Origin of the sequence: Microbacterium sp. USTB-Y, assembly GCF_023703415.1 — a bacterium.
In the GTDB taxonomy this organism is placed as follows: domain Bacteria; phylum Actinomycetota; class Actinomycetes; order Actinomycetales; family Microbacteriaceae; genus Microbacterium.
In genome coordinates this window covers 204,199-217,417 of sequence record NZ_JAGMTU010000006.1, presented here as the reverse complement: position 1 = coordinate 217,417, position 13,219 = coordinate 204,199, and the positions used below count along the sequence as shown (strand labels likewise).

11 protein-coding genes are annotated in these 13,219 nt (G+C 72.4%); 6 read left to right on the top strand and 5 right to left on the bottom strand.

What is annotated here, in order from left to right; genetic code table 11:
- Positions 1 to 33 precede the first annotated feature (33 nt).
- A complete protein-coding gene (locus J8G10_RS15930) occupies positions 34 to 1,356 on the top strand; it encodes a nicotinate phosphoribosyltransferase (RefSeq protein WP_251447109.1) in 1,323 nt (440 codons plus the stop codon).
- 48 nt (positions 1,357 to 1,404) lie between these two features.
- On the opposite strand, the gene J8G10_RS15925 is transcribed toward J8G10_RS15930, so the two are convergent.
- The 3 genes from J8G10_RS15925 to J8G10_RS15915 form a co-directional block, all read right to left on the bottom strand.
- Positions 1,405 to 1,671: a DUF3039 domain-containing protein gene (locus J8G10_RS15925; RefSeq protein ID WP_045272272.1), complete on the bottom strand. Its 267-nt coding sequence runs from the start codon at positions 1,669 to 1,671 to the stop codon at positions 1,405 to 1,407.
- Positions 1,672 to 1,733: 62 nt separating this feature from the next.
- Positions 1,734 to 3,302: a hypothetical protein gene (locus tag J8G10_RS15920; RefSeq protein ID WP_251447106.1), complete on the bottom strand. Its 1,569-nt coding sequence runs from the start codon at positions 3,300 to 3,302 to the stop codon at positions 1,734 to 1,736.
- Complete coding sequence (locus J8G10_RS15915) at positions 3,278 to 5,200, bottom strand: ABC transporter ATP-binding protein (protein ID WP_251447104.1); 1,923 nt, start codon at positions 5,198 to 5,200, stop codon at positions 3,278 to 3,280. Before J8G10_RS15915 ends, J8G10_RS15920 begins: the two co-directional genes overlap by 25 nt.
- Positions 5,201 to 5,550: 350 nt before the next feature.
- Here J8G10_RS15915 and J8G10_RS15910 point away from each other — a divergent pair, with 350 nt between their 5' ends.
- The 5 genes from J8G10_RS15910 to J8G10_RS15890 all read left to right on the top strand — a co-directional run bounded on the left by J8G10_RS15910 (position 5,551) and on the right by J8G10_RS15890 (position 10,355).
- Complete coding sequence (locus J8G10_RS15910; RefSeq protein WP_251447102.1) at positions 5,551 to 6,243, top strand: phosphocholine cytidylyltransferase family protein; 693 nt, start codon at positions 5,551 to 5,553, stop codon at positions 6,241 to 6,243.
- 92 nt (positions 6,244 to 6,335) lie between these two features.
- Entirely contained in the window at positions 6,336 to 7,334 is a 999-nt protein-coding gene (locus tag J8G10_RS15905) for a hypothetical protein (protein WP_251447100.1), read from the top strand.
- A gap of 101 nt (positions 7,335 to 7,435) precedes the next feature.
- Complete coding sequence (locus J8G10_RS15900; RefSeq protein ID WP_251447098.1) at positions 7,436 to 7,741, top strand: hypothetical protein; 306 nt, start codon at positions 7,436 to 7,438, stop codon at positions 7,739 to 7,741.
- 27 nt (positions 7,742 to 7,768) lie between these two features.
- Complete coding sequence (locus J8G10_RS15895; protein WP_308220721.1) at positions 7,769 to 9,187, top strand: sugar porter family MFS transporter; 1,419 nt, start codon at positions 7,769 to 7,771, stop codon at positions 9,185 to 9,187.
- A 130-nt stretch (positions 9,188 to 9,317) separates the two neighbouring features.
- On the top strand, positions 9,318 to 10,355 hold the full coding sequence (locus J8G10_RS15890; RefSeq protein ID WP_251447282.1) for a glycosyltransferase family 2 protein: 1,038 nt from the start codon (positions 9,318 to 9,320) through the stop codon (positions 10,353 to 10,355).
- Between the two features lie 36 nt (positions 10,356 to 10,391).
- On the opposite strand, the gene J8G10_RS15885 is transcribed toward J8G10_RS15890, so the two are convergent.
- Positions 10,392 to 11,843 carry a CDP-glycerol glycerophosphotransferase family protein gene (locus tag J8G10_RS15885; RefSeq protein ID WP_251447093.1) on the bottom strand — a complete coding sequence of 484 codons (1,452 nt, stop codon included), beginning with the start codon at positions 11,841 to 11,843 and terminating at the stop codon, positions 10,392 to 10,394.
- Positions 11,840 to 13,135, bottom strand: a complete 1,296-nt coding sequence (locus J8G10_RS15880) for a CDP-glycerol glycerophosphotransferase family protein (protein ID WP_251447091.1) — start codon at positions 13,133 to 13,135, stop codon at positions 11,840 to 11,842. Before J8G10_RS15880 ends, J8G10_RS15885 begins: the two co-directional genes overlap by 4 nt.
- Positions 13,136 to 13,219: the final 84 nt, after the last annotated feature.

The window sequence follows — 13,219 nt, the reverse complement described above, 5'->3', positions numbered from 1 at the left end:
CAGGTCGCGCCCCGCGCCCGTATGCTGATCGCCATGACCGCGTCCAGCGCCCTCAAGACCGATCGCTACGAGCTCACGATGCTGGAGGCGGCGCTGCGCGACGGCACCGCCTCGCGGCAGAGCGTGTTCGAGCTGTTCTCCCGGCGTCTGTCCGGCGGACGCCGCTTCGGAGTGGTGGCCGGCACCGGGCGCCTGCTCTCCCTGCTTCGCGACTTCCGGTTCGGCGACGAGGAGCTGAGCTACCTCCGTGACGCGAAGGTCGTGGATGCGGAGGCGCTCCGCTACCTCGAGGGCTATCGCTTCTCCGGCACGATCCGCGGCTACCGCGAGGGCGAGCTGTACTTCCCCGGATCCCCGATCCTCACGGTCGAGGGCACCTTCGCCGACGCCGTGATCCTGGAGACCCTGGCGCTGAGCGTGCTGAACCACGACTCGGCCGTCGCGACCGCGGCCTCGCGGATGAGCATCGCCGCCGGAGAGCGCCCGCTGGCCGAGATGGGGTCCCGGCGCGCCGCGGAGGACTCGGCCATCGCGGCCGCTCGGGCCGCGTTCATCGCGGGCTTCGGCGCCACCAGCAACCTCGAGGCGGGGCGCACCTGGGGCATCCCCACGATGGGTACCGCGGCGCACTCGTGGACCCTGCTGCACGACAGCGAGGAGGACGCCTTCCGCGCCCAGATCGCCGCGCTCGGCACCGGCACGACGCTGCTCGTCGACACCTACGACATCCGGCAGGGCGTCGAGACGGCCATCCGCGTGGCGGGCACGGAGCTGGGCGGGGTGCGCATCGACTCCGGCGACCTGCCGATCATGGCGGCCGAGGTGCGCGCGCAGCTCGACGAGCTCGGCGCGACCGGCACGCGGATCACCGTGACCAGCGATCTGGACGAATACGCGATCGCTGCCCTCGCCGCGTCGCCGGTGGACGCCTACGGGGTCGGGACCTCGGTCGTCACCGGCTCCGGCTACCCCACCGCGAGCATGGTCTACAAGCTCGTCGCCCGCCAGGGCGCGGACGGAGGCTGGGTCGCGGTGGCCAAGGCTTCGGCGGACAAGGCCTCGAAGGGCGGGCGCAAGGCCGCGTTCCGGGTGCTGGCCGACGGGGTCGCGCAGTCCGAGACCGTGCTCGTGGCCGACGGCTTCGAGGAGCTGGGTGCACAGGACCACCCCGAGGGGCGTCCGCTGCAGGTCACCCTCGTCGAGGGCGGCGAGATCGACACCGCGTTCGAGGGCCCCGCCGGCACCGTCGCGGCCCGCGAGCACCACCTCCGGGTGCGGGAAGAACTGCCGGTGCGCGCCCTCGCGCTCAGCAAGTCGGATCCGGCGATCCCCACCGTCTTCGAGGACGTCCGCTAGACCCGGGCGTTTCCCGAGCGAGAGGCGGAGCGACGCGTCGAAAGGTCGTCAGCCGACCATCGACTCGTAGATCTCCTTGCAGGTGGGGCACACGGGGAACTTCTCCGGATCACGACCCGGGGTCCATTTCTTTCCGCACAGGGCCCGCACGGGCTTGCCGGTCAGAGCGGACTCGAGGATCTTCTCCTTCTTCACGTAGTGGGAGAACCGCTCGTGGTCTCCCGGCTCCTGGAGCTCCTCGTTGAGGAGCTGCTCGAGTTCGCGATCGAGGGTGGCGACGCCGCCCTGATCCGGGGCGTCCAGCGGGGTACTCATGACGGCGAGTCTAATCGCGCGGCGCCGCTCGGGCGCCGCGCGATCGAGGATCCGTGATCCGCTCAGACCGTCTCGACGAACTCCATCAGCTCGGCACCGCGTCGATCGAACGCCCAGGCACCCGTGCGGACGCCCGCGGCGAGGACCACCACGCCGGTGACCAGCCCGGTCCACACCGCCGGCGCCGTCGACACCGTGTCGTCGGTGAGCGCGTGCCACGCCAGCAGAAGGGTGGGCAGGCTCAGCACCACGGCTCCGATCAGGGCCCCGGCCTGGCCCAGCGCGCCGCCACGCGAGCGCTGCGGCTGCTGGAAAGGGCTGTCGCCGGGACGGGACACGCCGTACGGCGCCACCGCCGAGACCACGCTGGAGATACCGAGGCCGGTCAGCAGCAGGCTCGTGACCACGCCGATGAGCACCGGGAGCAGCGACCAGCGTCCGATCACCGCGAGGGTGACCGGGATCGCCACCGCGAGCGTCGGGACGGCGATGAGCACGACCGGGACGAGGCGTCCGAGTCGATCGGGCACCCCGCGGACGCCGCTGGCGACGTGGATCCAGAACGCCGTGGAGTCGTAGGCGACGTCGTTGTGCGGCAGCCATCCGAAGAACAGGGCCATCACCGCGACCGGCAGTGCCGCGGCGACCGAGATCGGCACACCCGCGACGAGCAGCGGCACGGCGGTGAGCACTCCGGCGACGGGCACGATCACGACGTTGATGATGTAGCGGCGATCACGCAGCCAGTACACGAGGCTCCGCGCCGCCACGGCGCCGAACGCGTTCGACGGCAGCAGCGCGAACCAGCCGAGGCCGGGTCGCTCGCGCACCGCAGTGGGCCGCTCCCGGGTGGTCAGGGCACGGTGCACGAGCGCGAGCCAGCCTGCCGCGACACCCGCGACGCTCAGCACGGCGACGACCCCGGCCACCCAGGCGGCGCCGGTCTGCCCTGCGGTGACCAGGAACGGGAAGGCCGCGGAGGCGCCGAGGGGCGTCATTCCGAGCACCGCGGCCGCCGAGTGCAGGAGCGGCGGAACCGCGCCGGCCCAGCCGAGGGAGGCGACGAACACGCCCACCGGCACGGCCACCACGATCACGGCGAGCGCGAACAGCGCAGTGAGCTCCCGCGAGCGCCGCTCCGGCAGCAGTCGAGCACTGAGCGCCATCCCCGCCCTCGCCGCCAGCACCGCGGTGGCGAGCGTGACCAGTCCGGACAGCACGGCGACCGCCCACGGCGCGCCGAACGAGATCGCGACCCCGACCACCGCCCCCTGGACCAGCAGCAGGGCCAGGCTCGGCACGCTGACGAAGGCGGCGAGCGCGAGGATCGCCGGGAGCCGCCGCTCGTCGACGCCGAAGACGGCGAAGCGGCGCGGATCCAGCTGATCCACCGAGCCTGCGAGGATGGGCGCGACGAAGAAGCCCAGCACCACGGCCGAGCTGCCCAGCACGATCACCGTGTGCGCGGCAGCCTCCGAGGTCTGCGACAGGCTGCGGATGGCGATGACGGCGACGGCCGTCGCGGCGGCGGTGAGCAGCAGCGCCGCCACCGTCCTGGCCACCCGGCTGCGATCGCCGCGCAGGGCGCCGAGCGCGAGCATCAGCCTCAGGCGGAGAACGTGTGCAACCACTCCAGGCCCTCCACCTCGCCGGCCGAGCCGGACAGCTCGACGAACCGCTGCTCGAGGGTCTGGCCCGCCCGCACCTCGTCGACGGTGCCCTCGGCGAGGACCTCTCCGCCCACGATGATCGCGATCCTCTCGCAGACCTGCTCGATCAGGTCCATGCCGTGACTGGAGAGGATGACCGTGCCGCCGTGGGCGACGTACGCACGGAGGATGTCGAGGATGACGCCGGACGACACCGGGTCGACCGACTCGAACGGCTCGTCCAGCACCAGCACGCGCGGGGAATGGATCATCGCACCGGCGAGCATGATCTTCTTGGTCATGCCGGCGGAGTAGTCGGAGACCACCCGGCTGAGCGCGCCGGTCAGATCGAAGGCGCGGGCGAGATCCGCGACGCGCTTCTCGACGACATCGGCGGCGAGGCCGCGCAGCAGCCCGTAGTAGTGCAGCAGCTGTCGGCCGGTGAGCCGGTCGAAGGTGCGCAGCCGGTCCGGCAGCACACCGAGCGCCTTCTTCGCCGCGGCGCTGTCGGCCCTCTGGTCGATGCCGCTGATCAGCACCGTCCCCGCGTCCGGGCGCAGGAGCCCCGCGATGATCGACAGCGTGGTGGTCTTGCCCGCGCCGTTCGGGCCGACGATGCCGTAGAAGGACCCCGCGGGGGCGGTCAGGTCGATGCCGCCGACCGCGACGGTGTCCCCGAAGCGCTTCACCAGCCCGCGGACGACGAGCGCCTGACCCTCGTGCGACGCCGGTACCCGGTCGTCTTCGCCCGGAGCATCAGGCTCGGGCGCCGACGGTGCCGGAGCGGCCGCGCTCTCGGCGCCGATCCCGACGGGGTCGGACGGCTCGTCCGCCACGGCCGGTTCCGATGCCGTCGTGCTCTCCGGCGCGGTCGGTGCGACCGGCACCTGCTCGGCTTCCGTCACCGCTGCGTCCGCCGTCGCCTCCGCCGCCCTCGACGTGGCTTCCCCCACCGGCCCAGCCGCCCCAGAATCGCTGTCCACAGAAGCATCATGCCCTGCGGCATTCCCTTCAGGCGAGGGGTTCTCGACGGTCTCGTCCGCCGCAGGGGTCGTCTCCTCCGCGGCGGGGACGGTTCCGGCGCCGGCGGTGGCCGTGTCATCCACCGTGGCGGTCGTCTCCTCCGCGGAGGAGGTCGCCTCGTCCGCGGTGGTGGTCACCTCGTCCGCGGAGGTGATCGTCTCCGCGGTCGTGGTCGTCTCGTCGACGGTCGTCGCCGGATCGGCGGGGGCGGTGGGCGCCTCACCCGCGGTCGCGGCCGCAGCGGCAGCGACAGCGGCAGCCGTGGGAGCCTTCCGTGGCGCCCGCCGGGCAGTCGTAGCCTTCGGGGTGGTGCTCTTCGCCGGGGTGCGCTTCGCGGCCGCGGTCCTCGACGCGGTGGTGCTCTCCCCCGCGGCGGCGCTCTTCGCGGCGGCGGTGCTCTTCGCCGTCGTGGTCTTCGCGGCCGCGGTCTTCGCCGTCGTGGCCCTCGCAGCCGTGGTCTTCGCGGCGGTGCTCTTCGCGGTCGTGGTCCGCGGTGTCGCGGCCTTGGCCGCTGCGGTCCGGGCCGTCGAGGTCTTCGCGGCTTGCCGCTTCGGCGCAGCGCCGGCGCCTTCGTCCGCGGCGCCCCCCGACGCTGCGGCGGGTGCCGTCGCACTCTTCGCGGCCGTCGCCTTCTTCGTCGTCGTGCGCGCCGTCCGCGCGGGAGCCGGCGTCGCGGCCTTGACCGCCGCGACCTTGGCCGCCTGCGCCTTGGCGTTCTCGGAGGCGGCCTGCGCCTTGGCGGCGGCCGCCTTCTCGTTCGCGGTCTTCGTCGCGGCGGTGCGCGCCGCGGTCGTGCGCGCTGCCGTGCGCTTGGCCGTGGCCGAGCGCACGGCAGCGGCCTCCCCTTCGGCCTTCACGCGCGCGGTCTGCGCGGCCGACTCCTTTGAGGTGCCGGAGGCGGTCCGGCGAGGCCTCGAGGGAGGAGAGGAATCTTTGGGCGCATGGGGGTCATGGGATGCTCCGGTCATGCCTTTCACGGTATCAACCGACGACGGCGAGGACGGGGGCGACGACCCGAACCGACGTGATCGGGGCCGGAACCGGATCCTCTGACGAACCTGGGAATGCACCGAGCACTCGATAACGGAATGGCATCTCGCCCCTCCTCCGCATGTCCCGCGCGGGGCGGATCGATACCATGGCTTCTGGCACGAGGAAGTGTCCCATCGGTGACTTGACCGTGAACACACGTAACAGGAGCATTTCTGTGACTCTTCAGACCATCATTCTGGCTGCCGGGATGGGCTCGCGCCTCGGGCGCTCCCTCCCCAAGCCGCTGACCGAGCTCAACGACGGACGCTCGATCATGCAGCAGCAGCACGACAACATCCATGCGGCCTTCGGCGAAGACGTGCGCATCACGACCATCGTCGGCTACCGCGCCGAGACGATCATCGAGGCCTTCCCCGATGTGAACTACGTGCACAACGAGCGCTACGACCAGACCAACACGTCCAAGAGCCTCCTGCGCGGTCTCTCCGCGACCGGACGCAGCGGCGTGCTCTGGATGAACGGCGACGTCGTCTTCGACCCGCGCATCCTCGGCCGCGCGATCGCGTTCATCGAGCGCGACCAGTCCTTCGTCACCGTCAACACCGCCAAGGTGAGCGACGAAGAGGTCAAGTACACGGTCGACGCCGAGGGATACATCAAGGAGCTCTCCAAGACCGTCAAGGGCGGCATCGGCGAGGCCGTCGGCATCAACTACGTCTCCTCGCGCGACAAGCAGGCGTTCCTGCGCCAGCTCCAGCGCGTCGACGACCAGGACTACTTCGAGCGCGGCCTCGAGCTGGCGATCGTCGAGAACGGCCTCCTCCTGGAGCCGATGGACATCTCCGACCTCTACGCGGTCGAGGTCGACTTCGCCGAGGACCTGGAGCGGGCGAACCTGTTCGTCTGACCCCCCTCCCTCCGAGCGGGCCCGTGCGATAAGCACGGGCCCGCTCGCGTTAACGGCCGATCTTCAGACGGAGCCGTCCTAGGCTCTGGTCCATGGGGAAGAGCGATGCGAAGCGCAGCAAGCGCGACCAGTCCGTGCAGCGGATCCACTCCCTGCCCGACGACGCCCCGTGGGCCGGCGGGCTGCCTCCGGCGGGATCCTCCGAGCACCCGATGCACATCCGCGGTCTCGACCGGGTCCTCGCCGTGCAGCGTCCGCTCGTGCTCGCGCACATCCGCAGCATCCGGCTGCGGCACCCCGACGCCACACCGTCGCAGATCATCACGCTGCTGGAGCGCCGTTACCTCGCCGCGGTGACGACCGGAGGAGCCGCGGTCGGCGCGACGGCCGTGATCCCCGGCATCGGCACCGGGGTCACCCTCGCGCTGTCGGGCGTCGAGACCGCGGGGTTCGTCGAGACGACGGCGCTGTTCGCCCAGTCGATCGCCGAGGTCCACGGCATCACCGTGGAGAATCCCGATCGCGCCAGGGCGCTCGTGATGACCCTCATGCTCGGCAAGGAGGGCGTGGATCTGATCCGCCAGCTCGCCGGGCAGGCGACGGGCAAGGGCGCAGGCCGTCCCGCCTACTGGGGCGAGCTCGTGACCAAGTCCCTCCCCCGGGCGGCGGTGGGTCCGCTGGCCGACCGGCTCAAGAGCATGCTGATCAAGCAGTTCGCCGGCGTCGGCGGCGCCTCGTTCCTCGGCAAGGCGCTTCCCTTCGGCGTGGGGGCGGTGATCGGCGGCGCGGGCAATCACGTGCTGGGGCGGCGCGTGCTGACCAGTTCCCGTCGTGCCTTCGGGCTCCCGCCGCAGACGCTGCCCGCCGAGCTCGAACCGCAGGAGGGCGCCCAGCGCATCGAGCGCAGGATCGCCCGGGGTGCGCAGCTCGCAGGCGCCGCCGTCGCCGGAGCGGCCGGATCCGCGGCGCGCGGCGTCGGCGTGGTCGGCCGACGCGCGGCGGAGGTCGTGCGACGCCGCCCCGCGCCGGTGTCGGCACCCGAGGCGCCCGGCCCGGAACTGCATCCGACGGCGCCGGATCGGGAGCTCTGAGCGGTCCGCACAGCGGCGCTTCCGGAGGAGTTCTGCACAGCCGTCGTCGCGACCGCGTCCGACGGCGCCGAGCCGTCGGCACCCGCTCTTATCGTGGCGCCATGACCCGCCCATCCGATCCCCCGTCGGCACGGTTCCCCGACGTCTCGTACCCTGTGCCCTGGCGCGTCGATCGGCGCGATCGCACGCATCCGGTCGTGACCAACGCCGACGGCGGCCTCGATTTCGTGCGCGCCTTCGCCCGCACCTCGACGAATCCGGGGCGCACCCTGCTCTGGGGAAGGGTGCGCCCCGGCGAGCAGATGGAGATCTGCCTGTGCGACACCGACGTGGACGACGTGGTCGTCACCCTGGCCTGGTTCCGCCCGGAAGACGGCCTGGAGTACGTCTGGCGGTTCGTCGTCTGAGCGCCGCGGCCGCCGCGGTACTCTCGAATCCGCTCCCCGGGGAGCGCCGAGAACGAGGACGGGATCATGAGCTCTACACTGACCGGCAACAGCCGCACCACACGGCTGGCGCTGCTCGTGGGCGTCGCCGCCGCAACCGTGGGCATCATCTACGGCTACGACTCCTCCAACATCGGCGGGGCGATGCTGTACCTGGCCAAGGACTTCCACCTCGATCCCGCCGCGCAGTCCTGGGTCACCACCACGGTGGTCGTCGGCGAGATCCTCGGGGCGCTCTTCGGCGGCGCGCTGGCCAACCGCATCGGCCGTAAGCCGACCATGGTCGCCGTCGCCCTGGCCTTCGCCGTGTTCTCCCTGCTGTCCGGTCTCGCCCCGGCCCTGTGGGTGCTGGTCGCCGCCCGTTTCCTGCTCGGACTCACCATCGGCGTCTCGGTCGTCGTCGTCCCGGTCTTCGTCGCCGAGTCCGCGCCCACCCGCTCGCGCGGCGCGTTCCTCGTGCTGTACCAGGTCGCCACCGTCTCCGGCATCATCCTCGGCTACCTCGTGGCCATGGCCCTCGCGCCGACCGAGAGCTGGCGATGGATGCTGGGGCTCGCGGCGATCCCCGGCGTGGTCATCACCCTGGTCCTGCTGCGCCTGCCCGACACCGCGCGCTGGTACGTCATGAAGGGCCGCACCTCGGAGGCCCGTGCCACCCTCGCCCGCATCGAGGGCCCCGAGATCGACGTCGACGCCGAGATCGAGACGATCACCGCGGGCTTCGCCTCCGCGCACACCGCATCGTGGCGCGATCTGCTGCGCAAGCCGTTCCTCCGTGCCACGCTGTTCGTCGTCGGACTCGGGTTCTTCGTGCAGCTTACCGGCATCAACGCGATCGTCTACTACAGCCCCCGGATCTTCGAGGCGATGGGGTTCACGGACGACATCGTGAAGCTGGGACTCTCCGCCCTGGTCCAGGTCGCCGGGCTCGTCGCGGTCTTCATCGCCCTGCTCGTGATCGACCGGATGGGGCGCCGCCCGGTGCTGCTGATCGGCATCGGAACCATGATCCTGGCGAACCTGCTGCTCGTGATCGTGTTCGCGATCGGGGGCGGCCACTTCGACGGCGCCCTCACGATCGCCGGGTTCATCGGACTCGTGCTCTTCACCGCCGGCTTCACGTTCGGTTTCGGTTCCCTGGTCTGGGTCTACGCCGGCGAGGCGATGCCGGCGCACCTGCGCTCGCTCGGTGCGAGCGTGATGCTGACGAGCGACCTGGTGGCGAACGTCATCGTCGGCGCGCTCTTCCTGACGATGCTCAATGCCCTCGGCGGCGCGGGCACCTTCGCCGCCTTCGGGGTGATCGCGATCCTCGCCTTCTTCTTCGTGGTGTGGCTGGCTCCCGAGACCAAGGGGCGCCCGCTCGAGGACATCGGCCAGTACTGGCAGAACGGCGGACGCTGGTAGCCCGACGCGCCCGGACGGCCCTCCCGCCGGTCTTGCAGGCCGGACGTGCAAGGATCGACGGGTGAGCCACCCCGACCCGTCCTCCCCCGGCGCGGATGCCCCGCTGTCCGGCGCGGGCGTGTCGTTCGTGATGCCGGTGCTGAACGAGCGCACCTATCTCGAGCACGCCGTGGAGTCGGTGCTCGCGCAGGACGTGGACGGCCCCACGGAGCTCGTGCTCGCGCTCGGCCCGTCCTCCGACGGCACCACCGACCTCGCCGAGCGCCTGGCGGCCCGCGAGCCGCGGCTGCGGATCGTGCACAACCCGGCCGCCGACATCCCGGTCGGCCTCAACGCGGCGATCCGCGCCAGCGCGCATCCGACCATCATCCGGGTCGACGCGCACTCCGAGCTCTCCCCCGGGTACGCCCGGCGCGCGATCCAGACGCTGGAGCGAACCGGCGCCGCGAACGTCGGAGGGGTCATGCGTGCCGACGGCCGCACCCCGTTCCAGGCGGCCGTGGCCCGCGCGTACAATTCGCCGGTCGGTCTCGGCGGCGGCAGCTACCACGGAGGGACCAGGGAGGGAGCCGCCGAATCGGCCTACCTGGGCGTCATGCGCCGCAGCGTGCTGGACGAGGTCGGCCTGTTCGACGAGTCGATCCGCCGCGGCGAGGACTGGGAGCTCAATCTGCGGATCCGCCAGGCGGGGTACGCGGTGTGGTTCGATCCGCAGCTCGCGGTGACCTACTGGCCGCGGGAGAGCTGGATCCGGCTGGCGCGGCAGTTCCGCTCGACCGGAGCCTGGCGCGGCGAGCTGGTGCGCCGCTACGGGCGCAGCAACGGCGTGCGCTTCTTCGCGCCCCCGGCGCTCCTCGTCCTCCTCGCGCTCGCCGTGGTCACGGGGGTGCTGCAGCTCACGGGCGTCCTCTCGGGCGTCGCCGGCGTGATCGCGTCGGCGGTGTATCTGCCGCTCGTCGCCTATGCGCTGCTCGTGATCGCGATGGCGCTGGCTCCGGGGCGCCCGACCGATCCGCCGCGGAGCCCGCGGGAGCGCATCTGGACGCTCGCCGTGCTGCCGACGATGCACCTCTCCTGGGGGCTCGGGTTCCTCATGGGCGTGCTGCGCGGCGCGCACGACACGGTCGACACCTCACGGCTCGGCACGCGGAACACCCCGCTGCCCTGAGCGGCCTCCGCGCTCGGCGGCCCCGGGCGGGACGGCTCAGCCGTCGAGCCAGCCGAGATCCAGGATCCGGTCGACGACCCGCGCGGACGCGGACCCGTCGTCGCGGCCGTTGAACTGCGCCTGCCAGGCGACGTAGGACGCGGCGTGCTCCGCGACCGCCGACACGTCGGAGAGCGCCGCCACGAGCTCCTCCTGCGTGCGCACAAGGGGGCCGGGCGCACGGGCCGGGAGGTCGAAGTAGAAGCCGCGGAGCTTGCCGCGGTAGTGCTCGAGATCCGGCACCAGGAAGTAGATGGGCTTGCCGGTGGCGCTGAAGTCGAACATCACCGACGAGTAGTCGGTGATCAGCGCATCGGCGGCGAGCAGCAGCTCCGCGGTATCGGGATAGCCGGTGACGTCGATGACCCGGGATCCGGCCTGGTCGCGGCCGGGGCGGATGGTGCGGGAGTGGCCGCGGACGAGCACGACCGCGTCGGCGGCCTCGGCGAGCGCGGTCGGATCCAGGAAGTCGACCATCTCCGACCGGTCGTCCCGCCAGGTCGGCGCGTACAGCAGCACCCGCTCCGACGGACCGATGCCGAGCGCATCGCGGATGCGCGCGGCATCGCCGGTGACGAGCACATCGTTGCGCGGGTAGCCGTCCACCCACACCGGCCGCTGCAGGAAGGCGTAGGCCTTGCGCAGCACCCGCTCCGCGTACGGGTTCTGGGCGAGCAGGGCGTCCCAGCGTCGCGATTCGCGGAACACGGCGAGCCAGCGCCGCGGGTGCAGGCCGGGGCGATGCAGGGCGAGACGCTTGAGGGGCGTGCCGTGCCAGGTCTGGAGCACGCGTTGCCCGGGCTTGCGGTCGAAGCGGCGGCGCAGCCAGTCGTTCACCACGAGCAGCCGTGCATCGGCACGCGCCCGCCACCACTCCGGCGATCCTTCCACGACCGCGATCGCCCCCTCCGGGACCGGGATCGAGAGGTCGACCACGCTCCAGTACCGGGTCACTCCTGGGGCGCGCGCCGCGAGCTCGCGGTCGATCGCGCCCGGGTTGCAGCCGCTGGACTGCCCGTAGAAGGACTCGAAGAACACCGCGTTCTCCCCCGCGCCGGGAAGCGAGGCGTAGCGCCCCTCCAGGGCGAGCCGCCCCTCGGCGGTCTCGTACACCGGGTCGACCGGCGGGTCGATGCGCACGGCGCCGTCCGCGCCGACGCGGAGCCCGGCCAGCACGACGGTCTCGAGCACGGGCACGTCGACCGCGCGTCCGTCGAGCAGGAGCGCGTAGTCGCCGCTCGGCAGCGGGAGCACCGGCCCGCCCCATCGCGCAGCCTGCAGCGGCAGCACGGCGCTCCAGCCGCGGTCGTCCCGGTCCGCATCGACGCCGGCCCGGGAGACGGCACGGCGGCCGGCGAGCTCGATCTCGGCGGGAGCGGTCCCCTCTCCGCCGATCAGCAGCGCCTGCTGCTCCTCGTCGACGCGGACGCTCGTGACGCGGCTCGTCATGGGGTTCCCTTCGCTGCGGGGGTCGGGCGGGCGGCGCTCCTGGCGTCGCCGGTACGGGCGAGGATCGCGCCGAGGACGCGGGCCGTGTTCCGGCCGTCCCGATGGGCGTGCATGCGCGCGCTGAGCGCGCGGGAGAGCTCGGCGCGGCGGTCGCGCTCTTCGACGTCGGAGAGGGTCGCCTCGAGCTGACCCCCGGCCTCCGCCCAGTCGCCCGCAGGGTCGCCGCCGGCGACCTCGGCGTACGTCCCGTAGAAGCCGCGGGCGGCGGCGTACTCCTCGGGATCCGGGGCGAGATAGACGACGGGCATGGACAGCAGCCCCACGTCATAGGCGAGTGACGAGTAGTCGGTCACGAGCACATCGACCGCGGGCAGCACGGGCGTGATGTCCGCGACGGTCGAGGAACCGATCATCCGCACGCGGTCTGTGGGGACCGGCGGGCTGTAGTCGCCCTCGCCGAGCGGGTGCGAGCGCACGAGCAGCACGCTGTCGGTGCGCTCCAGCACGCCGAGCAGATCCGCCCACTCCGCAGCGGTCGGGACCGAGGGGTCCGGCGCCCCGTCCCGCCAGGTGGGCGCGTACAGCACGACGCGCGCGCTGTCCGCGATCGGTCCGACCGCGGCGTCCCGTCGCGCGATCGCGCGCGCTCGGCGTTCCTCCGGATCCCCGGCGGAGAGCACGTCGACGCGCGGCTCGCCGGTGACGAGAACCTGCCGGACGCCGAGGGCGAACGCCGATTCCAGGCGCCCGCGGGACCGGTCGGATGCGGCGGGGAGCACCCGGATGCGCCGGGTCTGGCCGCGGTACAGGAACCCGAGCAGGCGCTGCAGCGGGACGAAGCCCGGCAGGAACGCGCTCTGCACGGTGGCCGGGGAGTCCAGCCCGATGCGCTTGAGCGGGATGCCGTGCCAGAGCTGCACGATCACAGGAGGGCGTGGGAACGCACCCGAGGTGGCGTACCGGTTGACGTCGCCGAAGCCGTGCGTGACCACGACCACTCCGGCCCGGGCGGTCGCCCACCAGCCGCGCAGACCGCTCTTCGGGATCGACCTGATGCCGAGTTCGTCCGCATCGCGTCGCTCGCGCTCGGACCCCGTCAGCCAGAGCGGCTCGAGACCGCTCTCCACGGCCGCGTGCCAGAGGGCGAGGGCGCCGTCGCCGATGCCGGCGCCGCACCCGATCACCCAGCCCCGCCCCCGCGGGACGACGAGGGTTCCCAGCCTGCCGAGCAGATACAGCGGGATCCTCAGCAGCTTGCCGGCGTTACCCGCACGGAAGGAGAAGGACGCCACCCCGCGAGCCTACCGGCCGGGGACTCGGTGCGGAAAAGGAGAGCGCCGCCGTCCCGGCCACAGCGCGGATTCGCGCCCCCGACG

Excerpts from the sequence above, each read along its gene's own strand:
- J8G10_RS15890 (WP_251447282.1), top strand. The coding sequence starts at position 9,318 with ATGCCGGTGCTGAACGAGCGCACCTATCTCGAGCACGCCGTGGAGTCG.
- J8G10_RS15905 (WP_251447100.1), top strand. The coding sequence starts at position 6,336 with ATGGGGAAGAGCGATGCGAAGCGCAGCAAGCGCGACCAGTCCGTGCAG.
- J8G10_RS15885 (WP_251447093.1), bottom strand. The coding sequence starts at position 11,843 with ATGACGAGCCGCGTCACGAGCGTCCGCGTCGACGAGGAGCAGCAGGCG.
- J8G10_RS15925 (WP_045272272.1), bottom strand. The coding sequence starts at position 1,671 with ATGAGTACCCCGCTGGACGCCCCGGATCAGGGCGGCGTCGCCACCCTC.
- J8G10_RS15900 (WP_251447098.1), top strand. The coding sequence starts at position 7,436 with ATGACCCGCCCATCCGATCCCCCGTCGGCACGGTTCCCCGACGTCTCG.
- J8G10_RS15930 (WP_251447109.1), top strand. The coding sequence starts at position 34 with ATGACCGCGTCCAGCGCCCTCAAGACCGATCGCTACGAGCTCACGATG.